The organism is Bacillus sp. EB106-07-01-XG149 (assembly GCF_058791555.1).
In genome coordinates, this window is sequence record NZ_JBYTDP010000004.1 from 310932 (window position 1) to 333029 (window position 22098).

The 22098-nt window shown below is 37.2% G+C and carries 21 protein-coding genes, 1 riboswitch and 1 other annotated feature; of the genes, 15 read left to right on the forward strand and 6 right to left on the reverse strand.

All coding sequences use genetic code 11. The features are described from left to right. The first annotated feature begins 33 nt into the window (after positions 1-33). From AC3WTA_RS18605 to AC3WTA_RS18615, 3 genes are all read left to right on the forward strand, one after another. On the forward strand, positions 34-1362 hold the full coding sequence (locus AC3WTA_RS18605; protein ID WP_002096424.1) for a hemolysin family protein: 1329 nt from the start codon (positions 34-36) through the stop codon (positions 1360-1362). Positions 1363-1414: 52 nt separating this feature from the next. After that, positions 1415-1828 carry an ATP synthase subunit I gene (locus AC3WTA_RS18610; protein WP_000613578.1) on the forward strand — a complete coding sequence of 138 codons (414 nt, stop codon included), beginning with the start codon at positions 1415-1417 and terminating at the stop codon, positions 1826-1828. 200 nt (positions 1829-2028) lie between these two features. Beyond that, a complete protein-coding gene (locus AC3WTA_RS18615) occupies positions 2029-2577 on the forward strand; it encodes a DUF2179 domain-containing protein (RefSeq protein ID WP_000938437.1) in 549 nt (182 codons plus the stop codon). A gap of 95 nt (positions 2578-2672) precedes the next feature. On the opposite strand, the gene AC3WTA_RS18620 is transcribed toward AC3WTA_RS18615, so the two are convergent. Together AC3WTA_RS18620 and AC3WTA_RS18625 are read right to left on the reverse strand one after the other, a co-directional pair. Then, positions 2673-2900, reverse strand: a complete 228-nt coding sequence (locus tag AC3WTA_RS18620; RefSeq protein WP_000830332.1) for a DUF3923 family protein — start codon at positions 2898-2900, stop codon at positions 2673-2675. A gap of 54 nt (positions 2901-2954) precedes the next feature. Then, entirely contained in the window at positions 2955-3356 is a 402-nt protein-coding gene (locus AC3WTA_RS18625) for a hypothetical protein (RefSeq protein WP_070168976.1), read from the reverse strand. Between the two features lie 359 nt (positions 3357-3715). Here AC3WTA_RS18625 and AC3WTA_RS18630 point away from each other — a divergent pair, with 359 nt between their 5' ends. Beyond that, the gene (locus tag AC3WTA_RS18630) at positions 3716-4630 is read left to right on the forward strand and encodes a tetratricopeptide repeat protein (RefSeq protein ID WP_001024489.1); all 915 of its coding nucleotides are present in this window, start codon (positions 3716-3718) and stop codon (positions 4628-4630) included. Between the two features lie 82 nt (positions 4631-4712). Here AC3WTA_RS18630 and AC3WTA_RS18635 read toward each other — a convergent pair whose 3' ends face one another. After that, complete coding sequence (locus tag AC3WTA_RS18635) at positions 4713-5909, reverse strand: MDR family MFS transporter (RefSeq protein WP_000834828.1); 1197 nt, start codon at positions 5907-5909, stop codon at positions 4713-4715. Between the two features lie 112 nt (positions 5910-6021). On the opposite strand from AC3WTA_RS18635, the gene AC3WTA_RS18640 reads away from it, so the two are divergent. From AC3WTA_RS18640 to AC3WTA_RS18655, 4 genes are all read left to right on the forward strand, one after another. Further along, on the forward strand, positions 6022-6564 hold the full coding sequence (locus AC3WTA_RS18640; RefSeq protein ID WP_002096427.1) for a CGNR zinc finger domain-containing protein: 543 nt from the start codon (positions 6022-6024) through the stop codon (positions 6562-6564). A gap of 41 nt (positions 6565-6605) precedes the next feature. After that, the gene (locus tag AC3WTA_RS18645) at positions 6606-7361 is read left to right on the forward strand and encodes a class I SAM-dependent methyltransferase (protein WP_000446400.1); all 756 of its coding nucleotides are present in this window, start codon (positions 6606-6608) and stop codon (positions 7359-7361) included. A 147-nt stretch (positions 7362-7508) separates the two neighbouring features. Beyond that, positions 7509-10016: a collagen-like domain-containing protein gene (locus AC3WTA_RS18650; protein WP_000546428.1), complete on the forward strand. Its 2508-nt coding sequence runs from the start codon at positions 7509-7511 to the stop codon at positions 10014-10016. A gap of 23 nt (positions 10017-10039) precedes the next feature. Then, positions 10040-12553 (forward strand): BC_3345 family exosporium-associated protein, encoded by a 2514-nt coding sequence (locus AC3WTA_RS18655; RefSeq protein WP_033659165.1) that lies wholly within the window; start codon positions 10040-10042, stop codon positions 12551-12553. 54 nt (positions 12554-12607) lie between these two features. Here AC3WTA_RS18655 and AC3WTA_RS18660 read toward each other — a convergent pair whose 3' ends face one another. Continuing rightward, a complete protein-coding gene (locus tag AC3WTA_RS18660) occupies positions 12608-12751 on the reverse strand; it encodes a hypothetical protein (protein ID WP_000945246.1) in 144 nt (47 codons plus the stop codon). A 96-nt stretch (positions 12752-12847) separates the two neighbouring features. Continuing rightward, a riboswitch (cyclic di-AMP (ydaO/yuaA leader) is annotated at positions 12848-12990 on the reverse strand. Positions 12991-13028: 38 nt separating this feature from the next. Further along, positions 13029-13490 (reverse strand): GNAT family N-acetyltransferase, encoded by a 462-nt coding sequence (locus AC3WTA_RS18665; protein ID WP_000615114.1) that lies wholly within the window; start codon positions 13488-13490, stop codon positions 13029-13031. A 137-nt stretch (positions 13491-13627) separates the two neighbouring features. Between AC3WTA_RS18665 and AC3WTA_RS18670 the strand changes: the two genes are divergently transcribed. After that, entirely contained in the window at positions 13628-13876 is a 249-nt protein-coding gene (locus tag AC3WTA_RS18670) for a GlsB/YeaQ/YmgE family stress response membrane protein (RefSeq protein WP_000539721.1), read from the forward strand. 63 nt (positions 13877-13939) lie between these two features. Next, positions 13940-15061, forward strand: a complete 1122-nt coding sequence (locus tag AC3WTA_RS18675) for an AI-2E family transporter (RefSeq protein WP_000416918.1) — start codon at positions 13940-13942, stop codon at positions 15059-15061. Positions 15062-15090: 29 nt separating this feature from the next. Here the strand turns inward: AC3WTA_RS18675 and AC3WTA_RS18680 are convergent, their stop codons facing one another. Continuing rightward, on the reverse strand, positions 15091-16248 hold the full coding sequence (locus tag AC3WTA_RS18680) for a 1-deoxy-D-xylulose-5-phosphate reductoisomerase (protein ID WP_098095106.1): 1158 nt from the start codon (positions 16246-16248) through the stop codon (positions 15091-15093). 138 nt (positions 16249-16386) lie between these two features. Then, positions 16387-16595: a binding site (T-box leader), on the forward strand. A gap of 6 nt (positions 16596-16601) precedes the next feature. Between AC3WTA_RS18680 and AC3WTA_RS18685 the strand changes: the two genes are divergently transcribed. The 5 genes from AC3WTA_RS18685 (at position 16602) to AC3WTA_RS18705 (ending at position 22041) form a co-directional block, all read left to right on the forward strand. After that, on the forward strand, positions 16602-17639 hold the full coding sequence (locus AC3WTA_RS18685; RefSeq protein WP_098130960.1) for a tryptophan--tRNA ligase: 1038 nt from the start codon (positions 16602-16604) through the stop codon (positions 17637-17639). Positions 17640-17716: 77 nt separating this feature from the next. Beyond that, positions 17717-17866 carry a hypothetical protein gene (locus AC3WTA_RS18690; RefSeq protein WP_000256360.1) on the forward strand — a complete coding sequence of 50 codons (150 nt, stop codon included), beginning with the start codon at positions 17717-17719 and terminating at the stop codon, positions 17864-17866. Next, on the forward strand, positions 17859-18617 hold the full coding sequence (locus AC3WTA_RS18695; protein WP_000005819.1) for an ABC transporter ATP-binding protein: 759 nt from the start codon (positions 17859-17861) through the stop codon (positions 18615-18617). The genes AC3WTA_RS18690 and AC3WTA_RS18695 overlap by 8 nt, the downstream gene beginning before the upstream one ends. Further along, entirely contained in the window at positions 18614-21103 is a 2490-nt protein-coding gene (locus tag AC3WTA_RS18700) for an FtsX-like permease family protein (protein WP_070168974.1), read from the forward strand. Before AC3WTA_RS18695 ends, AC3WTA_RS18700 begins: the two co-directional genes overlap by 4 nt. Before the next feature lie 374 nt (positions 21104-21477). Further along, the gene (locus AC3WTA_RS18705; RefSeq protein WP_001258489.1) at positions 21478-22041 is read left to right on the forward strand and encodes a maltose O-acetyltransferase; all 564 of its coding nucleotides are present in this window, start codon (positions 21478-21480) and stop codon (positions 22039-22041) included. Positions 22042-22098 lie beyond the last annotated feature (57 nt).

Genomic DNA, 22098 nt, shown 5'->3' on the forward strand with positions numbered 1-22098 from the left:
GGACACCTTAGTTTTTTAAACTAAGGGGATTCATTGGAAATATTTAATTTAGTCATGGTTGCGATTTTAATCGCATTTACTGGATTTTTCGTAGCAGCAGAGTTTGCGATTGTAAAGGTACGTTCAAGTCGTATTGATCAGCTTGTTGCGGAAGGGAAACGCGGTGCTTTAGCAGCGAAAAAGGTAACAACAAATTTAGATGAATATTTATCTGCTTGTCAATTAGGTATTACAGTTACAGCTATGGGATTAGGTTGGTTAGGTGAACCGACAATTGAAAAGTTATTACACCCGTTATTTGAGAAATGGAACATAAATCCTTCTATCTCATCAGTATTAACATTTGGTCTTGCCTTTATGCTAATGACGTATTTACACGTTGTAGTAGGGGAATTAGCTCCGAAAACGATGGCAATTCAAAAGGCTGAACAAGTAACATTGTTATTGGCAGGTCCGTTAATGATGTTCTATAAAGTCATGTATCCATTTATTTGGGTATTAAACGGTTCAGCTCGTGTTGTAACTGGCTTATTCGGTTTAAAACCAGCTTCAGAACATGAAGTAGCTCATACAGAGGAAGAATTACGCCTTATCCTTTCAGATAGCTATGAAAGTGGCGAAATTAATCAGGCTGAATACAAGTATGTAAATAACATTTTTGAATTTGATAATCGTATTGCAAAAGAGATTATGGTACCGCGAACAGAAATCATTGGTTTCTACCTGGAAGATTCAGTAGAAGAACACATGAAAGTAATCCAAAATGAGCGATACACACGTTATCCGATTTTTGGAGAAGATAAAGATGATATTATCGGTATGGTCAACGTAAAAGATTTCTTTATTCGATATATGACCGAAGATCAAAAAGATTTATCATCCATTCGCACGTATATGCGTCCGATTATTGAAGTGATGGAAACAACTCCAATTCACGATTTATTACTTCAAATGCAGAAGAAGCGAATTCCGATGGCTGTTTTATATGATGAGTACGGAGGAACAGCAGGAATTGTAACGCTTGAAGATATCTTGGAGGAAATCGTCGGCGAAATTCGTGACGAATATGATGAAGATGAAGCACCACCAATTCAGCATGTGAATGAGCACCATAAAATCGTTGATGGAAAAGTGCTTATTTCAGAAGTAAAAGATTTGTTTGGATTACACATTGAAGAAGACGATGTGGATACAATCGGTGGCTGGATTATGATGCAAAATCATGAAATTGAAGAAGGACAACATGTTGAGGCGGAAGGTTATGAATTTAAAGTGTTAGAAAAAGACGCTTACCAAATTAAACGTGTTGAAATTCGTAAAATGGAACAAGAGCAAGAAGAAGAGAAAGCAGCAACTGTGTAAGTTGCTGCTTTTCTTCTAACGTATAAAAAATGCGAAATTAGGAGCGGATATTTTGATTCAAGCAGCCTTACGTGTATATCGATTACAATTGTATGCGATCTTTAGTGGTTTACTACTTATGTGGACGATTACTCCGTTTGGAAAACAAGTAACAGGGTTTGGTATCGGATTAGCTGTAAGTGCCTATTGTCTTTGGTTATTAGCTCGCAGAGTGGAGAAACTTGGGAAAAGTATCGTAATGAAGGAAAAGGCTCCTGGATTAGGAGTTCTAAACCGATTTGCAGCTGCCATTTTAGGAGCAATCATCATGTATGAAATTGAGCATGAAATGGAAATGTGGGCATTTGGTACAGGCATTTTAGGTGGTCACTTTTTAATGATTGTAAATTTAGCTTATGCAAATATGCAGTTAGTGAAAGAGGAAGAGAAGCAAAGGGAACATGCTTCGAAAAACATAGAGCTATGATGAAAGGGGCCTAATGGGGTTCCTTTTTTGTGTTTAAGCGAGCTAATGAAAGGAATCAAATTTACGACAAATATAATACGCTTCTTTTTTACGTTTTTCAATAGTATGAAAAATAATGTAAAAAAATTTAAAAACCCATCGATTTCTAAAGGTTATGTATGTTATTATGACAAAAGACTTTTTGAAAGAGGTGGATACCAATGTTACAAGCGTTACTTATTTTTGTGCTTCAAATTATTTACGTTCCAATTTTAACAATCCGTACGATTTTGCTTGTAAAGAATCAAACAAGATCCGCTGCTGGTGTTGGATTGTTAGAAGGAGCTATTTACATTGTCAGTTTAGGTATTGTGTTTCAAGATTTATCAAATTGGATGAACATTATTGCCTATGTCATTGGTTTTAGTACGGGACTATTATTAGGCGGTTATATAGAGAACAAATTAGCAATTGGTTATATTACGTATCAAGTTAGTTTACTAGACCGTTGTAATGAATTAGTAGATGAATTACGTCACTCAGGATTTGGCGTTACAGTATTTGAAGGCGAAGGTATTAATTCTATACGTTATCGTTTAGATATCGTTGCAAAGCGTTCTAGAGAAAAAGAACTGTTAGAAATTATTAATGAAATTGCACCGAAAGCGTTTATGTCTTCTTATGAAATCCGTTCATTTAAAGGCGGATATTTAACGAAGGCGATGAAGAAAAGAGCGTTAATGAAGAAGAAAGATGAACATGTATCGTAAAGAAAAGGGAGTAGTGCAGCTTTAAAAGCACGGCATAATCCCAAAATAAAAAGAGAGGAATCTAGTTTGAAAAAGATTCATCTCTTTTTTCTGCGTTATTTTTTTCTACTCTTTCTCAGATTAACAAGTAACCATACAACTTGAATAATGATTGGTAATATAAATGCAATTAATAAAACGATAAAGGCTATTAATTTCAGCTCCGGTGTTTGAGTAACACCGGTCCCATCAACCTCTCTTAGCCAAATGATAGCTGCCAATATCCCGAAAGTTATAATCCAAAATATGTTACCAATCCACCAATAAATCCATCTTCTTTTCATGCTAGCCCCCCTTACATTTACCCTCTGTTAAAAGTAAATTTTCGTTCGTTACATTTATAATGAAATACCTATAAAATTAATTTTTTTAACTGTATATCTAACTTGTTTAAAGGTTACCATGTCTCCATCTTGAGTATCATCTTTCGTTTGCAAAAGTTGAACTTTTGGTTTGTAATCTGTCTTATGAGCGTGCTCGATATCTTTAATGTTAACTTTGTAGGATTCGCCATTATTAATTTTTTGTTCCAATACTTTTTTATTGGCAACATAAATAAACGTCACTTTATTTTCATCAATACCTTCAGTCTTAATTTCTAATTCGTTATCTTTTGTTGTAATCGTTGGTGTTAATAATTCAATACTGCCTTTTCCAGTTTCTAAAGAATTTTCTACTATAGTTGAACATCCGGATAATATGATTCCGATGAATAGAAGAACAGCTAATTTCTGTTTCATAACATCCCCCAATTTCAAGTGATTTTTGATTTTGGTATTGCTAGACTGCTAGTGTGGAACGTAAATGTTTAGCTAGCACACTTTTTAATTGTACCATAATATGTAAATTAAAACAGGCTGTATATCCAATTTAAGGGGTTTGAAAAGTTTACTTATTGTTTTAAATTAGTATCTTTCCAGTAGGTATATATTTTCTGTAGAAAGCAGTGTTGTTAAAATCATTATGAATTGGATATCCAAATGTAGATAGGAGAAAGAACGTAATACGAAGCGCACTACTTTTTTATAGAAATTACAATTTTTTCATATTAAAATAACGATATGGAATAGATGAATTCATTCACTTCGGAGGTAGTTACTTGAACATTAACGAGAGGGCAATTGAAATGTTTGAACAAAATAAATATGTGGAAGCAATGGAACTGTTTCATCAAGCAGTACATGAATCTAGAGGTGTACAATCTCTCAATAATCTTGCTTGGATGTACTTTTATGAGGAAGAAAATGACGATAAAGCTCTGGAATTAATAAAAGAAGTTGTTAAGTTAGATCCGTCCTCATACTTCCCTTATAACATCTTAGGGGAAATTTACACGAAACAAGAAAAATGGGAAGAAGCGAAAGAAGTATTACAAAAGTCTATTTCGATGCAACCATCCAATGAAGCATTTCACAATGTAGCTGTAGCGCATTATAACCTTGGAGAGTTAGAAAAAGCTTCGGAATTTTTCTTGCGAGTTGCAGAGGATTCGGACTATATAATGTATAGCTATGTAAAATGTTTAATTGATTTAGGGCGAACGACAGAAGCGAAAGAGAAGTTAGATGCTTTTAACAGGAAAGCTGATAATTTTTTAGGAGAAATTCATGTAGCAGATTTATATGTTGAGTTGAATTGCTATAACGAAGCAATTGAATGGTTCGAAAAGGGATACAAAGAAGTTTGGAAAAGTCCTAACTGGATTAGTAGGTTTGTGTATGCTCTATATAAAGCTAATAATTTCTCCCGTATAAATGAAGTTATACAGGAATCTATCGAAGCGAAAACATCAGAAATAGAAGATGTTCAGAATGAAGAAGTAGAAGAAAACTGGACAGAAAAAGATAAGACAGAGTTAATTGAGGAATATACAGAAGAGAATAATTGTTATAAAACAATGATAGAACGTATCAAATCTGGATATGTTCCAGGGTTAGAATTTGAAACTTATCATTTAGGGGGTTGCTATTTATTTGGTTGTAAAAGACATAATCATCTTGAATATGAAAAATAAAAAGATTCGACTGTCAAATATGATGGTCGAATTTTTTTATTATAGGTTGCTTGTCTAAAGGTACCATCTCAATTGTAATGTGTTAAAGAGGTTTCGTCTCATTACATAGGTATATATCCTCTTTAGAGCTCCCTTTTTTAATATTTAAAATATGGAGTGAAATAAAACCAATAACTCCTATTCCGCCGAAAATAAGCCATGGTGTATACATTCCGTTTAAATTGGTTGTAAAAGATGTACCGGTATAATTACCGATGATAAAACCAAATGCGAGTGATAGTTGATAAAATCCGAAGTAAGTAGCTGTATATGATTCGTTACTGTAATTTGCAATAGCGATATCAGCGTTAGGTAATACGAGTGTTTCACCGATTGTAAATAAAATTACACAAATAAATAGCCAATATGGGTGTTGAAATAAAGGGATAAGTAAAAAGGAAATACTCATTAATAAAACACCGTATTTAATAATCGAAAGTGTGTTGTATTTATGAAATAGTTTTCGGAATAACACTATAAATATGACGCCTGTTATTGCATTTATCGTAATAACTAGTGTAGCAAGCTGATTGCTATTACTAATATTTTTCATATGAAGTGGAAGTGCGACAGTAAGTTGAGTAAACATAATATAGAAGGAAATCATAATAAATGAAAACAAAAGGAAAGATTTGTTTTGTGAGATAGCTTGTATCCCTAATGTAATAGACGTGTTTTCAGTAGTGACTTGGAAGTGATTTTTAAGTAAGTAAAAGATAAAAGCGAATAACAGCATAAGAGATCCTGTTAGAGAAAAAGCATAGATTGGATCGAGTAAGAGTAAGAGCCCTCCTGCAATTGGTCCGATTATTGCACCGCAATTAAAACTAAGGTTTAAATATGTAAATAAATTTTTTCTCATATGAGCTGGTTGTGAGCCGAATATGGCGCGCGCAGCAGGTTCGTAAAATGCAGTTCCGAAGCCAATAAGTGCAGAAGAAATAGAAATTGTATAAAAATCAGAGCATATTCCTAAAGCGATAAATCCGATTCCTCTTAAAAATAATCCGGCTATCATCATAATGATATAGCCTATTTTGTCAGCAATTAATCCTGAGAATAATGGGATAACTCGTGATGTGATTGTCATAACCGTCAACACTGTTCCTACTTGAACAGCAGAAAAATGAAGAAAGCTTAATAGATAAATAGCTAAAAATGCGTATACTGCAAAATACCCAAAAGACATAAAAAATGAAGAAATAAGCATGAAACGTATCGGTATTGAGAAACTTTTCATAGAACTCCTCCTAATATTGTAACCGGTAAAATTATTTAATGGTTAACTATTTTATATTATAATTATACATAAAGTCAGAAAAAAGTAAATTTTAAGAAGAAGGTGAATGGAATTGAATCAAAATGCACCAAATGAATTAGAATATATTCGGGAATTTTTAAATACATGGAAAATACCAAACGATACGAGAGAGCCAATTGATATGCTGCAAACAGAAGAGGATATAAAGCTCTTTATGGAAGAATATTTTCATGAAGAGGTTCCGTTTCATACGATAGAGGAATTAAAAAGTTTTCGAGAAGATATTCGGGTGGCAATTGAAGGCGGAGAATCATTGCAAAGGTGGTTAGAGAAATACCCATTTCATGTACATGTAAAGAAAGATATGAAAGGTATTACATATGAGCCTGTGCACGAAGAGAATGTGTATACAAAGATATTAAATATTGTGCTAATGGCGATTCAAGAAAATTTGTGGGGAAGATTAAAAGCATGCCCAGATTGTCGCTGGGTATTTTATGATCATTCGCGAAATGGAAGTAAAAGATGGTGTGGTATGTATGCTGGAGAAGAAGGAGGAAGAGCGTGCGGAACGATCGCGAAAGTGAAAAATTACCGGGCGAAGAGAAAAGGGAGATCGGGTTATGATGTGTAATTAATATTAGGGGAAGAAAATAGGATGGGGGAATGAAGGATATGGAAAGTACACAAATGTTAGCTTTAAATAAAAAGTGTTGGGATACAGTTGCACCTTATTTCTTTCAAGTGGATTGTTTACCGAAATATGGTCCGTATACAGCGTCTGAAGATGAGATTCATTTGTTAGATTCAATCAGAAATAAAAAGGTTCTTGATATTGGGTGTGGAAGTGGGCATTCGTTGCAATATATGGCAGAGCACGGGGCAGAGGAAGTATGGGGGCTTGATCTTTCAAGTGAACAAATTAAAACAGCGAATGAAACGTTAAAGTGTTGGAATCCAAAGTTAGTATGCGGAGCGATGGAAGAAGAAGGAGATATTCCGAAAGAATATTTTGATATTGTATATTCCATTTATGCATTAGGTTGGACTTCGAACTTAAGAAAAACGTTGGAACTAATTTATTCATATGTAAAGCCAGGAGGAAGTTTTATATTTAGCTGGGAGCATCCCATATATTCAAACTTAATGTATGGAACAGAGGAGATTGCTTTAAGCTCGTCTTATCATGAGGAAACTCCTATTACGTTTGAAACATTTAAAGGGGAACATGTACAAGCAACGTTATATAAAAGAAAAATGAGTACATACATAAATGAGTTAAATAGAGCGGGATTTACAATTGAGAGAATAGAAGAACCTGAACCATCTAGCGCGTTTGATGAAGAATTAGCTGAGCCGTCTACGAAATATTATTCGTTATATAAAGCTAGAGTGGTGCCAACTACTTTTATTATTAAGGCGAGGAAGTAAAGTGTTTTATAAAAAGAAGCCTATCATTTCAAATACATGAAATGATGGGCTTCTTTATTTTTAAAAAAATGAAGTCAGAGGTGTACTTTTCATATAAAAATGCATTTCATATAAAAGGTGTAATGATTTTAGGGAAGGGGGATTGTTGTGCATCATCATAAAAATTGCAAAAAATTCGGAGTGGCACTGCCTCTTCCGCTTATAGGTGCAACTGGTCCAACAGGTAATAGTGGCCCTGTAGGTCCAACTGGAGGGCATGAAGGTCCGGTCGGTCCTCCGGGAATTACTGGACCTAGAGGAGCAACTGGTCCACAAGGCCCCCAAGGTATCGAGGGAATACAAGGTCCGCGAGGGACAACAGGAGCTCAAGGAATACAAGGTGCCGTTGGTGATACTGGAGAGCAAGGAATTACAGGTCCGGTTGGTTTACAAGGTCCTCAAGGATTAATTGGAGAGCAAGGTCCTGTTGGTGATATTGGATTACAAGGACTGGAAGGAATACAAGGGATTACAGGCCCTGCTGGTAGTCAAGGTATACAAGGTTCCCCGGGGATACAAGGGGAAATTGGAGAAAGAGGACAAACGGGAGCACAAGGAATGCAAGGTGTGATAGGTGAAGGTGGTATTACAGGTGTAATAGGTCCTCAAGGTCCTCAAGGAGCGCAAGGAATACAAGGGGAGGATGGAACTACAGGTATACAAGGAGAAGAAGGTCCCCAAGGAATACAAGGAATTACTGGAGAGCAAGGACACCAAGGTGATCAAGGGATACAAGGTGTAATAGGTCCAACTGGTTCTACTGGAATACAAGGACCTCAAGGTATAAGCGGAATAAAGGGGATAACAGGTGTAATAGGCCCTCAAGGTCCACAAGGTGTTCAAGGCATACAAGGACTAAACGGATCCACTGGTTTTCAAGGAGCAAAAGGAGTACGAGGGATAACAGGAGCAACAGGGAGTATTGGTATACAAGGACCAGAAGGACCTCCGGGTGCTCCGACGGGAACAACCGGTCCAATTGGTCCATCTAGTGGAGTGACTGGTCCATCTGGCCCACCCGGTCCACCTGGGGGACCAACAGGTCCAACTGGAGTAACTGGTGCGCGGGGTGTAACAGGGGGAACTGGTGCAGTAGGAATACAAGGGTTACAAGGTATAACAGGTCCCACTGGCCCTCAAGGTGTAAGGGGTGCACAAGGTTCTCAAGGGGTAATTGGTGTAGCTGGCGTACAAGGTGCACAAGGTTCTCAAGGTAACCAAGGAATAACAGGAGCAACCGGTGTAGAAGGTCCTAAAGGGATACAAGGTCTGCAGGGAGAAATCGGTCCAATTGGTGCAGAAGGTCCTAAAGGTGTGCAAGGTATACAAGGGGTAACAGGTCCAACAGGAGCGCAAGGTATACAAGGCTTACAAGGAATAATAGGTCCCACAGGCACAACAGGAGCGGCAGGAGTCCAAGGCCCACAAGGAATACGAGGGGAAACAGGAGCAGCTGGTCCACAAGGTGCTCAAGGTATTCAAGGAGTTCAAGGAATAGCAGGAGCAGCTGGCGTTCAAGGCCTACAAGGCCCCCAAGGAATACAAGGGGAAGTTGGATTGACTGGTGCTCAAGGGTCTCAAGGGTCTCAAGGAGTTCAAGGAATAATAGGTCCAACAGGAGCTATCGGTTTGCAAGGACCTCAAGGAATACAAGGTATAGTAGGCCCGACAGGAGCTCAAGGTTCTCAAGGTATGCAAGGAATACAAGGAATAACCGGTCCGACAGGTGCGCAAGGAAGTAGAGGTCCCCAAGGGAATTTAGGAGAAAACGGGATAACAGGTTCACAAGGAGTGCAAGGTGCGCAAGGTAGTCAGGGACCCGAAGGACCACAAGGAAATGTTGGAATTACTGGTGTAACTGGAGAAACAGGAGCGACAGGAGCAACAGGGGCGACCGGAGTACAAGGTATACAAGGCGTTCAAGGGATTATGGGGATACAAGGAAGTACAGGAAGTACAGGACCTACCGGAGCAACGGGAGCAACCGGAATACAAGGTGCTCAAGGTATTCAAGGTCTACAAGGCCCAACTGGAGTAAGTGGAATGACAGGGATTAGTGGTAGTATAGGCCCAGTCGGAGCGCAAGGTAGTCAAGGGCCGATTGGAGCTGTGGGACCTACCGGAGCCACTGGTAGTATAGGGCCTATAGGTTTCTTAGGAATAGTAGGTGCAACAGGAGCAACTGGCTTACCTAGCGGAGGCGGTTATTTCTTTTCTACTTCAACGAGTGTAATTGCAGCGAATGCGTTAATACCAATCAATTCAGGATCTACAACTTTTGGTTCTGGTGTTAGTTTAACAACTGCAACAACTGTAACGTTAAGTACACCGGGAATATATTTAGTCAGCTATTATTTTCAAGGTGATCCAAATGGGGGGAATGAAACGATTTCCGTGAGGCTTACTTTAAATGGAACGCAAGTCGCAGGGAGTTTTATTTTTTATGTTACAGGAGGTACCTTTGTATTAGAACCAGCGATTTCTAATACGATGGTCATTAATGTTGCTTCTTCAAATGCTACTTTATCTTTGCAAAATGGTCCATTATCTATTGGGCATGTAACGACATTATCTGGTGTGATAACTGCTAGTTTAAATGTATTAAAAATAGTTTGACACGTTAGTTATAACGGGGGGAGATGCTTGTGAGGGAGCAAGATAAGTGTAGTAAGTTTCAATCACCTATTCCTTTTCCGGCGTCAGGTATTACGGGCCCAACTGGTCCAACTGGTCCGACAGGGTCTTTAGGTGGACCGACTGGCCCGCAAGGAATACAAGGCGTACAAGGACCAATTGGCCCAACTGGTCCAACAGGAATTCAAGGAGTACAAGGAGTACAGGGAGAGATTGGCCCAACAGGTCCAACTGGTTTAACAGGACCACGGGGTGCTCAAGGTAGTCAAGGGCCGATGGGGGAACAAGGTCCACAAGGAATTCAAGGTGTTCAAGGAATACAAGGCGAAAGGGGTCCGATTGGCCCAACTGGAATTCAAGGGATACAAGGTATACCTGGGCCAATGGGAGAAACAGGTCCAACAGGAATACAAGGTATACAAGGAATACAAGGTGAAATCGGCCCGACGGGTCCAACAGGAATACAGGGTATACAAGGAGTGCAAGGTGAAATTGGTCCGACGGGCCCAACAGGAAATACGGGAATACAAGGTGTTCAAGGTAATTTAGGGAGTAGTGGTTTACAAGGTGTAACAGGTATACAAGGAATTCAAGGTCCGATGGGGCAGGCCGGTCCAACTGGTTCTCAAGGAATACAAGGAGAACAAGGGCCAATAGGATCAACAGGGGCAACTGGTGTTCAAGGTTTACAAGGTCCACAAGGTGAGATGGGGCTAACCGGTCCAACCGGCTCTCAGGGGATACAAGGGGTGCAAGGTGTAATAGGCCCAACAGGGGCAACTGGCTTGCAAGGGGATCCCGGTCCAACCGGCTCGACAGGTCAGGCGGGAGTAACTGGTCCAACTGGATCTGCAACAGGTCCAACAGGAGCAACGGGTCCAACAGGTCCGCCAGGAGGCCCAACGGGTCCAACGGGTCCGGCAGGATCACCGGGAGGTCCAACTGGTCCGACGGGAGCAACAGGGGCAACTGGATCGACCGGAGCAACAGGAGCGACTGGAATCCAAGGAGTGCAAGGAATACAGGGACCGACAGGGGTAACTGGTTTAACAGGTTTGCAAGGCGTACAGGGTCCAATGGGGGTAACAGGTCCAACAGGTGACCAAGGAATTCAAGGTCCACAAGGAGTAATGGGAGTAACAGGTCCAACGGGTTTACAAGGTTTACAAGGCGTACAGGGACCGGTAGGAGCAACAGGTCCAACCGGTCTTCAAGGAGTGCAAGGAGCACAAGGTCCAATCGGCCCAACAGGACCGCAAGGAATACAAGGAATGCAAGGTGAGCAAGGAGTAATGGGAGCAACCGGCCCAACGGGTTTACAAGGTCTTCAAGGAATTCAAGGTCCAATCGGTCCAACCGGTCCACAAGGATTGCAAGGAGTGCAAGGCCCAAGTGGTATAACGGGTCCAACAGGTCCTCAAGGAATACAAGGCATACAGGGGCCGCAAGGGGCTATAGGTCCAACAGGTCCAACTGGAATACAAGGAATCCAAGGTCCACAGGGCCCGACTGGTCCAACAGGGGCAACAGGCCCACAAGGAATTCAGGGGATACAAGGTTTACAAGGTCCAACAGGTCCACAGGGCATTCAAGGAATCCAAGGAATCCAAGGTCCGATTGGTCCAACGGGCCCAACTGGACCTCAAGGGATACAAGGGATAACTGGCTCGACGGGTCCAACGGGTCAGGCGGGTGCAACCGGACCGACGGGAGTAACGGGACCTCAAGGTCCTCAAGGAATCCAAGGTCCACAAGGGGTAACCGGAGCAACCGGAGCAACTGGCCCGACAGGAGCAACCGGTCCACAAGGCGTGCAAGGAATCCAAGGTCCACAAGGGATAGTAGGTCCGACGGGAGCAACTGGAGTGACGGGAATAACAGGTCCTCAAGGAATACAAGGAATTCAAGGTCCACAAGGTGTGACGGGAGCAACCGGAGCAACCGGAGCGACTGGAGCGACTGGTGCAACAGGACCGACAGGAATCCAAGGCATACAAGGAATAACAGGAGCAACAGGGGGAACGGGAGTAACAGGCCCAACAGGTGTCACGGGCCCAACCGGTTTAACAGGAGCAACTGGATCATCTGCAATATCAACAGGTGGCGGCTATTTCTTTTCTACTTCAACAAGTACAATTGCAGCCAATGCCAACATTCCAATTAATTCAGGATCTACAGTATATGGAACAGGAGTATCTTTAACTAGTGCTACAACTGTCACAGTATCCACCCCAGGAATATATTTAGTAAGCTATTATTTCCAAGGGGACGCGACTGGTGGGAATGAGACGGTATCTGTCAGACTACTATTAAATGGGACGCAACTAGCAGGGAGTTTTATACAAAACGTAACGACAGTAACTGTAGTAATCGAACCTGCCATTTCAAATACGCTTCTTGTGAATGTAACGAGTGCCAATTCAACATTAATATTACAAAACGGTCCATTAGGTGTAGGGCATGTGACCACTATAGCAGGTGCGATTACGGCAAGTTTAAATGTAGTGAGAATATTATAAGGAATATAAAAAACACAAGGAATGTCTGTATAGACATTCCTTGTGTTTTTCTCTTTATCTTTTCGGTTGAAAAATATGCTGAAAGAAGTATTTGTGATGTAAGTTATCTACAACTTTATTTGCTTGATATGTGCGATGTTGTTCGAGTCGAAGTCTTTGCTCCATCATTTTTATTGCGTGATCAGATAAACGTAACATTATACATGTCTCCTTTTCTATAAATATAGGTGTCTATTGGTATCGATCCCATATTTATAATTAAGGAGGTACACTGTGTAACATAGGCAAAAAGCACCTTCCTCTCCCATTACGCTTACGAGGTTAGCTGTCGGACTCGGGAAGTGAGAGTTTCCCTACTTAAAAAAGATTCGCCCCAAGTAGCATGGCTACAAAAATGGTTCCCCCGCTCCAAATTTTGGACTCAGCAAAAGGTTTTATAAAGTAAAAGATAACACAAATAAATCGACAAGTCAAACTATTTGATGTTTTCTGATTTTTTTAGTGAGGTTAAAACCACTCCATCGGATAATATAATATCATTTATTTTAATAAATCCATGTTTTTTATATAAAGACAGAGCAGGTGTATTTTCTTTCCCTGTTTGTACAATATATGTTTGTGAAGGGGAGAACATGTCAAATACATAAAGTAGTAGTTTTGTAGCGATTCCTTTATGAAAATGATCGGGGGATACTACTAAACGATGAATATCAACTTCCTCTTCATCCATTTTAAAAGAAATAAACCCGGCAAGTGTATCTTCATAAAAATAGCCGTAGAAAATTTCATCACATGATCGAATATCGGCTACAGTATCATAAAGGCGAGGGATAGCTGTACTATTTATATATTGTGCCTCGATTTCATAAGCTGGTATTTGAATGCTTAAAATAGAAGTAGCGGTTTTGTGAGAAGTTGTTATTAATTTTTGAATCACTCGGTAAAAACCTCCTTGTAAGCTTTATTTTCATAGATTTGACAAGATTTTTCTTTATTGGATATAATAATTATAATAGTTACATAATAATTTAGTATCAAAAAGAAATACACCATAATAGAAATGGAGGACTAAAGATGGGATGGATTATCACATTAATAGTTGGTGCTATTATAGGTGCAATTGCAGGTTCTATAACGGGTAAAAATTTTCCGGGTGGTATGTTTGGAAATATTATCGCAGGTTTATTAGGTGCTTCGTTAGGTGGTAGATTATTTGGATCTTTTGGGCCATCATTTGGTGGGATTCATGTCGTGCCAGCATTATTAGGAGCAATCGTATTAATTCTTATTGTATCATTTGTAGTGAAAGCTGCAAGAAAATAATGATATAGATTATGATGAAGAGCCCTGAATAAGGGCTTTTCATCATTCGAAGAGGTGGTTTCATTGGAAAAAGTAAATATAAGAAAAAGAGATAAGTTGAAAAAGTTTTTTAGAGAACAAAATTATTTAGCTGTGTTACTTGGATTTGCGTTATTGTTTATTAACATATTATTGCTAACGAAAATTTCTTTTGTATTTACTCCGTTTATCGTCTTTTTAAAAACAATTTTCTTCCCTGTATTATTAGCGGGTGTACTATTTTATATTTTACATCCATTCGTTTCGCTTTTAGAAAAGAAAGGCGTTTCAAGAATCGTATCAATCGCTTCTATATATATAATAGTACTAGGATTATTTGTGTTTTTAGTTGTAACAGTAATCCCGATTATTAAAGATCAAATTGATGCATTAATAGATAACTTACCGTATTTCGGTCATGAAATTGAACGAGCAGCACGTAGATTCGGGGAAAGTAATTTACTAGGCAAAATTCAAGAGAATTTAAATATTGATGTAGCGAGTATGGTAAAAGACTACACAGTTGATTTTACGAAGTCGTTATCATCAGTAACTGGAAATGTAACTGGATTTTTAAGTACTGTTACAGAGGTCGTTTTAACATTTGTAATGGTTCCATTTATATTGTTCTATCTTTTAAAAGATGGTGAACAATTACCGAATCACTTTTTAAAGTTTATTTCAGAACAAAGACACCCAGCAGCGATGAGAATACTAGATGATATGCATTATGCGATTAGCTCGTATATTAGAGGGCAAATTATCGTTAGCTTGTTTATCGGTATTATGCTATTAATCGGTTACCTTATTATTGGTATTAAATATGCGGTATTACTCGCTATTTTAGCAATGATTGTAAATATCGTTCCGTACGTAGGACCAATCATTGCAATTACACCAGCATTAATTATCGCATTTATTGACTCGCCATCAATGGTGTTAAAAGTAATTATCGTAATGATGGTCGTACAATTAGCAGAAGGTAAATTTATTTCTCCGCAAGTTATGGGAAAAAAGCTAGACATTCACCCGATTACTATCATTTTTATTATTTTAACTGCCGGAAATTTATTTGGAATTATGGGGATTATTTTAGCAATTCCAGGATATGCGATATTAAAAGTGTTAGTAACGCATAGTTATAGATTTGTTAAGTTAAATACGTAGGAAAAAGAGCTAAAACAGATAAAACTGTTTTAGCTCTTTTTTATTAACAATTTATTTGCATATTGGCGTGCCCATTGATCCGCTTCTAATATAGCATCTAATGAAGGATCTTTTACGTTATGATGAGCTTCAATTGTTGTGTAAATTGTTTTTTCAATATCGAAAAAGGCAATTTCGTTTTTAAGAAACAGTGCATTTGCAATTTCATTTGCTGCATTTAATACAGCAGGGGTAGTACCACCGATTTTGCCACATTCATATGCGTATTGTAGACAAGGGAACTTCTCTAAATCTGGTTTTTCAAAATGTAAACTACCGAGTTCTAATAAATTTAATTTTTCATAGGAAGAAGGTAGCCGAGTAGGATAGTGAAACGCATATTGAATCGGCATTCTCATATCAGGGGCACCGAGCTGCGCCATAACTGATCCGTCAATAAACTCCACTAAAGAGTGAATGATACTTTCTTTATGAATCATAACATCAATTTTTTTATAAGGAATATCGAATAGCCATTTCGCTTCCATTACTTCAAAACCTTTATTCATTAACGTGGCAGAATCAATCGTTAGTTTTGCACCCATTAGCCAGTTTGGGTGTTTTAAAGCATCCTTCGCTTGTAATGTTTTCATTTCTTCACGTGTTTTATCACGAAAAGCACCGCCAGAAGCTGTAACAATTAACTTGTCAATTTCTTTATTATTTTCTCCGTTTAAACATTGGAAAATAGCTGAATGTTCACTATCAACTGGAATTAAACGACATCCGTTTTGTTTCGCAAGTTCAGTTACAATATGTCCAGCTGCAACTAAAGTTTCTTTATTAGCAATAGCGATATCTTTCTTCGCTTTTAATGCTTCAATTGTTGGGAGTAATCCTGAAACACCAACGACGGAACTTAATACAAGATTTGAATTAGGGTGAGTAGCTACTGCAATTAAGCCATCAGTTCCGTATGTGATTTTTGTATTCGCTGAAATACGCGTACGAAGTGTGTCTGCTAACTCTTTTGTTGCCACACTTACAATACAAGGTTGAAATGTTTTGATTTGTTGCTCAAGAAGATCAATATTATAATTTGCGGTTAAACCGACGATTTTAAAGTGTTCAGGATGGGCTGAAACGACATCTAATGCAGATGTGCCAATGGATCCTGTTGAACCTAAAATAGATATATACTTTACCATGAAAAAACCTCCAAAGTTGTTTCGAGTATTTCTGCAAACCTATATGTTATTGGACAAGTAAAGTGGAAATTCCTGCTATATAAAACGGAAAATTTAGGTTTATTTGAAAGTTAAATGTGATAAACTGTAAAAAAAACCCTAAAAGCAATGAAAGAGAAGAGTACATATTCGAAACTTTTCAGAGAGCTGATGTGTGGTGGGAATCAGTAAGGGATGAATATGGAATGGGCTCTGGAGCTTCTAGCTGAAATGAGTAGGCAAAGACGGTTACTTCACGTTAAGAAGTTGAAGTGAGCTATTAATGATAGCTAATTAAGGTGGTACCGCGGGAGTCTCTCGTCCTTTTTTTTAGGATGGGAGACTCTTTTTATTTTGAGAAAGGAGGAGTTAGGTTGAGTGAAAAAATAATGTTAACAGGGATTAAGCCGACAGGTTATCCGCATTTAGGGAATTATATTGGGGCGATAAAACCTGCATTGCAAATGTCAAAGAAGAATGAAGGAAAAGCATTGTATTTCATAGCTGATTATCATGCGTTAAATGCTGTACATAATCCAAGTCAGTTTAGTAATTATACGAAAGAGGTAGCCGCTACTTGGTTATCACTCGGACTTGGTGAAGATGTTATTTTTTATCGGCAAACAGAAGTGCCGGAGATTCTAGAATTAGCTTGGATATTAGCTTGCCTAACTCCGAAAGGGCTTATGAATCGTGCCCATGCGTATAAAGCGAAGGTGGAGCAAAATAAAGAAGCAGGTTTAGAGATAGATGCGGGAGTGAATATGGGATTATATACGTACCCGATTTTAATGGCTGCTGATATATTACTATTTCAAGCGACGCATGTACCAGTAGGAAAAGACCAAATTCAACATATTGAAATTGCTCGTGATATTGCGACGTATTTTAATCATACATTTGGTATGACATTTACGCTTCCGGAGTATGTCATACAAGAAGAAGGTGCCATTTTACCTGGTCTTGATGGAAGGAAGATGAGTAAAAGTTACGGAAATGTAATCCCATTATTTGCAGATCAAGAAAAACTACGAAAATTAATATTTAAAATCAAAACAGATTCTTCACTTCCGAATGAACCGAAAGAACTAGAAACATTATTTATGACATATAAAGAATTTGCGATGGAAGATGAAATACAGTCGATGCGCGAAAAGTATGAAACTGGAATCGGATGGGGCGATGTGAAAAAAGAGTTGTTTCGCGTTGTAGACCGCGAATTAGCCGGACCTCGTGAGAAATACGCTATGTATATGAATGAGCCAAATTTATTATACGAAGCGTTAGAAAAAGGGGCCGAGCGGGCAAGAGGAATTGCGAAGGTAAATTTAGCGGAAATTAAAAAACGGATTGGATTTGAGAGGGAACGCTGAGCGTTCCCTTGTTTTTTTATAAAAAAATCGAACGAAATTTAAATTTGTTACCAATATAGAGTGAGGGAGGGATAGAAATGGTTACAATTCTCGAATTAAAAATGTTACTAGTTCAAATAGGAACAGAAATTGTACCACCTAGTAATTTGAAAGAAAAAATTTTAATTCAGGTTAATTTGGTGAAGGGAATAAAACTTAATAATGTTGAGGTGAATAATGATGAGTGAAGTTGTCTTAGCAGTTCAAGATTTAAGTAAAACATATGAGAGTGTAGATACAAATGTTAGGGCGTTACAAAATGTATCTTTGGAGTTAAATAAAGGAGAACTCCTTGCCATAATGGGGACGAGTGGATCTGGGAAGAGTACATTACTTAACATACTTGGTGCTTTAGACAAGCCTGATGAGGGAGTTGTATATGTAAATGGTGAAGTGCCTAACAATATGTTTGTTGAACCATATGCGACGGAATACAGGCGGGATAACATAGGATTTATTTTTCAGTCATTCCATTTATTAAAGGATTTATCTGTAGAAGAAAATATTGCATTACCCCTCATATTATCAGCTGATTCAGAAGAGGAGATACGAGAAAAAACAAATAAAATATTAGATGTTCTTGGTTTAGTAAATTGGAGAAATCATCGACCAGTTCAGCTTTCTGGGGGACAACAACAACGTGTTGCAATTGGTAGGGCGTTAATAACATCTCCTCCAATTGTTCTTGCAGATGAACCTACTGGAAATTTAGATTTCAATACGTCTAATGATATTTTACGAGTACTAGTCGATATGAAACAAAGATTCAATCAAAGTATGATTCTTGTTACTCATGATCCTCACATTGCTACGTATGCAGATCGGGTTCTCTTCTTTCATGATGGAGAAAATGTTGATGATTATACGTGTACTCATGGAGTAAATGATATGAATATCATTTTAGATAAATTTAAAAAATTACTGGAGAAATCAAAATGATAAAATCAGTACGAGGATTAAGTTTACGCTTTTTTAAGACGAATAAATTCACTGCTATTTCCTCTATCGTTAGCGTTATGTTGGCTGTTTCTCTAATTATTACGATGGTTGTATTTTCGAGTCATGCGAAACAGTCTGTTATAAATGAAGTGAAAAATGTATATGGAGATATGGATTTATCAGTTGGATATAACCCTGATCAAAATAAGTTGATGGATAAATCTTTACTACAAAATATTAAAGAACAAAAAAATATTGAATACATATCAAAAGTATTAGTAAATCATTTGCAAGTGAATAAATTGAATACCGCTATTTATACAGTAGGTGTTCAAAATGATTCGTTATCGAAAAGTCGATATCACTTCTCTAAAAATCTATCAAATGAAGAAGTAACATTAAATCATGGATTAGCAGAAACTCTACAAGTAAACGTTGGGGAAAAGATTGAAATAGAAAATAAATCCTATGTAGTAAAAGAAGTGTTATCTGATATAGAAGCTGGAGGTTCAGCTCCAGATATACTCGTTTTATCGAAAGGTGCGGTGAAACAGCACGTATATGAAAAAACGGGTAAACACAATGAAGCTACTTATGTGTTGATAAAAGCAAAAGCGAATGCGGATGTACTAGCTTTGTCTAATCAAATTCATAAAATAGACAAAGAATTAAGAATCGATATTGCGGAGGAAGACGAGTTTTTAAAAAGTAACTTAGCTTCATTACATATTTTTATAGTTATTTTATCTGTATTAATACTTATTATTACTTCATTATTATTAATGTCTAATTTTGAAGTGTTTTTATATAAATATAAAAGTCAATTTGCGATTATGCGATCAATGGGAGCAACAACGAAACAAATGTTTACAGTTATATTCATTCAATGTAGTGTAATTAATTTCTTTGGTGGAATATTTGGTTTGTTACTAGCTGTAATAAGTAACCGTTTTTTACAAAGTTGGCTAGAGCATTTATTTGCTTTTCAAATTAATTCGATGAGTTTCGACTATAAACTAGCAATTGTAACTGTGATTTGTAGTATCTTTTTTATTGAACTGTTTATGTTATATCCGTCATATAGAAGTTCGAAAATATTGCCAGTAAAGCTTATGCGCGAAAATGAAGAATCCGATTTTTCTAATAATAAAACACGCAGTATTATGGGGAAATTCCTTTTAATTAGTAGCATAGTTTTAACTGCTTTAGGTGGATTTGTAGCAAATACTGGAGATACGCAGGCGATAGTGATATTAATAGGATCTATATTTCTTGTTTTAGGAGTGTATGTTTTATTTCCTATTTATCTTTCTTGGATATTAAAATTATGTCTACCTATGATGAAAAAAATATTTGGAAGGAATACATTTGTTGCTATTAAAAATGTAATTCCACAAGTGAGAAAAAATACATTTGTTATCTTAATGATAAGTACAATGATGGTGATAGTTGTCTTCGGCTCCACTATATTTAAAACGATGCAAAAAAATAATGAAAGATATTTAAAACGAGAATTTCCAACACATATTGTTGTGGAAAATCGTTTGACTAATGATTCAACCATTACCTTACCTCATATACAAAACATATTTAAAGAAATAAGTAGTGTAAAAGGAGCTAGTACAATTAGTACGAACTCACTGGCAGAATTAAAACAAGGTGAAAATTATATTACTTTTGACTATAATTTAGGTGATTTAAAGGAAATGGAAAAGCAAGGATTACTGTCAGAAGTACCTGCAAATTTGGAGAATAGTATAATTGTTACAAAAGAGTTAGCGGAGCGGTATAAACTTCATGTAGGTGATATCGTTCAATTGGGTCTATTTTCAGAACAGGAACAAAAAGTTAGACCGACTAGTAAGGTAGAAATCGGATTAATTGTTAACGAGCTACCGAATTCTCCTTCAGTACTTATGGATTGGAGTAATGTAACATATAAACAAGATTATACAGTTTTTGAGCGGGCATTTATTAGTTCAAATAACGAGAGAGAGACGTTGGAGCAATTAAAGAAAGTGAAAGGTCAATATCCACAATTAAAAATAAGTAGTTATACTCAATCGTTAAAACAATCTAATTTAATGTTTCAGCAAAGGTGGTCCATTTTCATCGTTGTTATTGTAGTAATTTTGTTTAGTGTAACATTAGGGGTATGTAATACACTTATAAATAATATTCAATCTAAAAGAAAAGAGTATGCTATTTTACGAGCAATAACAGTTAAGAAAAAAGGGATTGTACAAATTATTTTGACGCAAGTTAATTTATATGTACTTATTGGAATCGTACTAGGGGCTGTTATAGGAGCATTATTAACCTATATGGTAAGTATAATAGATCGTACACCTTTATTTTTTGATTTCAAACTTATCGTAACGGTAATAGCGGGGATGTTCGGAATAGTCCTTATTATTTTTATACCTTTTGCTAATAGAATAGGGAAAAGGGACATTGTAGAAGAGTTAAATAAGGATAATAAATAAAAGAGGTTAACCCAAGTTGCTATTCAGCTACTTTTGGGTCAATCTCTTTTTATTAACAATTGATTTGAATATTGGTGTGCTCATTAATAAATGTATAGTATAGCCCCTAAAGGAGAGGATTTCATATGATGATGAGTCTCAATGGTTTTAATGAAAAACAATGGATCAATCATTATATTAGTTAAATGCCACCAAGTAATATCATTAGGTGAAGTAAGGAGTTCACATTTCCTTTCAAAACTTATTAGTTGCACATATTAAAAAATATGCTAATATAGGGATACTTATTAAACTTGTTTAATAAGTATAATTAAAGTCACTTATTAAAGTTGTTTAATAAGTGTAATTCATTCTATAACAAAGGAGATGATTGTATGAGAACAGAGAAAGAAAAGATGTTAGCGGGAGAAATGTATATTGCGGATGACGAAGAATTAGTGGCTGATAGGGTGGAGGCAAAACGTTTAACACGCCTTTATAACGAGGCGATGGAGACAGGAGATGAAAAACGTTTTACATTATTAAATCAGCTTTTAGGTTCTTCAGCTGATGGGAAAGCCCAAATTAATCCTGATTTTCGTTGTGATTACGGCTACAATATCCATGTTGGAAAGAGCTTTTTCGCAAATTTTAATTGTGTGATTTTGGACGTTTGTGAAGTACGAATCGGTGATAATTGTATGTTTGCACCAGGTGTCCATATTTATACGGCCACTCATCCTTTACATCCGGTGGAACGGAATTCTGGTAAAGAATATGGAAAGCCTGTAAAGATTGGTAACAACGTTTGGGTTGGCGGGGGAGCTATAATTAACCCTGGTATTTCAATTGGAGACAACGCTGTAATTGCCTCAGGGGCAGTTGTGACAAAAGATGTACCTCATAATGTAGTTGTTGGTGGTAATCCAGCTAAAGTTATTAAAACGATAGACTTATAGAAATCGTTTTTTACGGGTATATGAATAAACTGGTGTCTTATCGTATAGACAATGTGA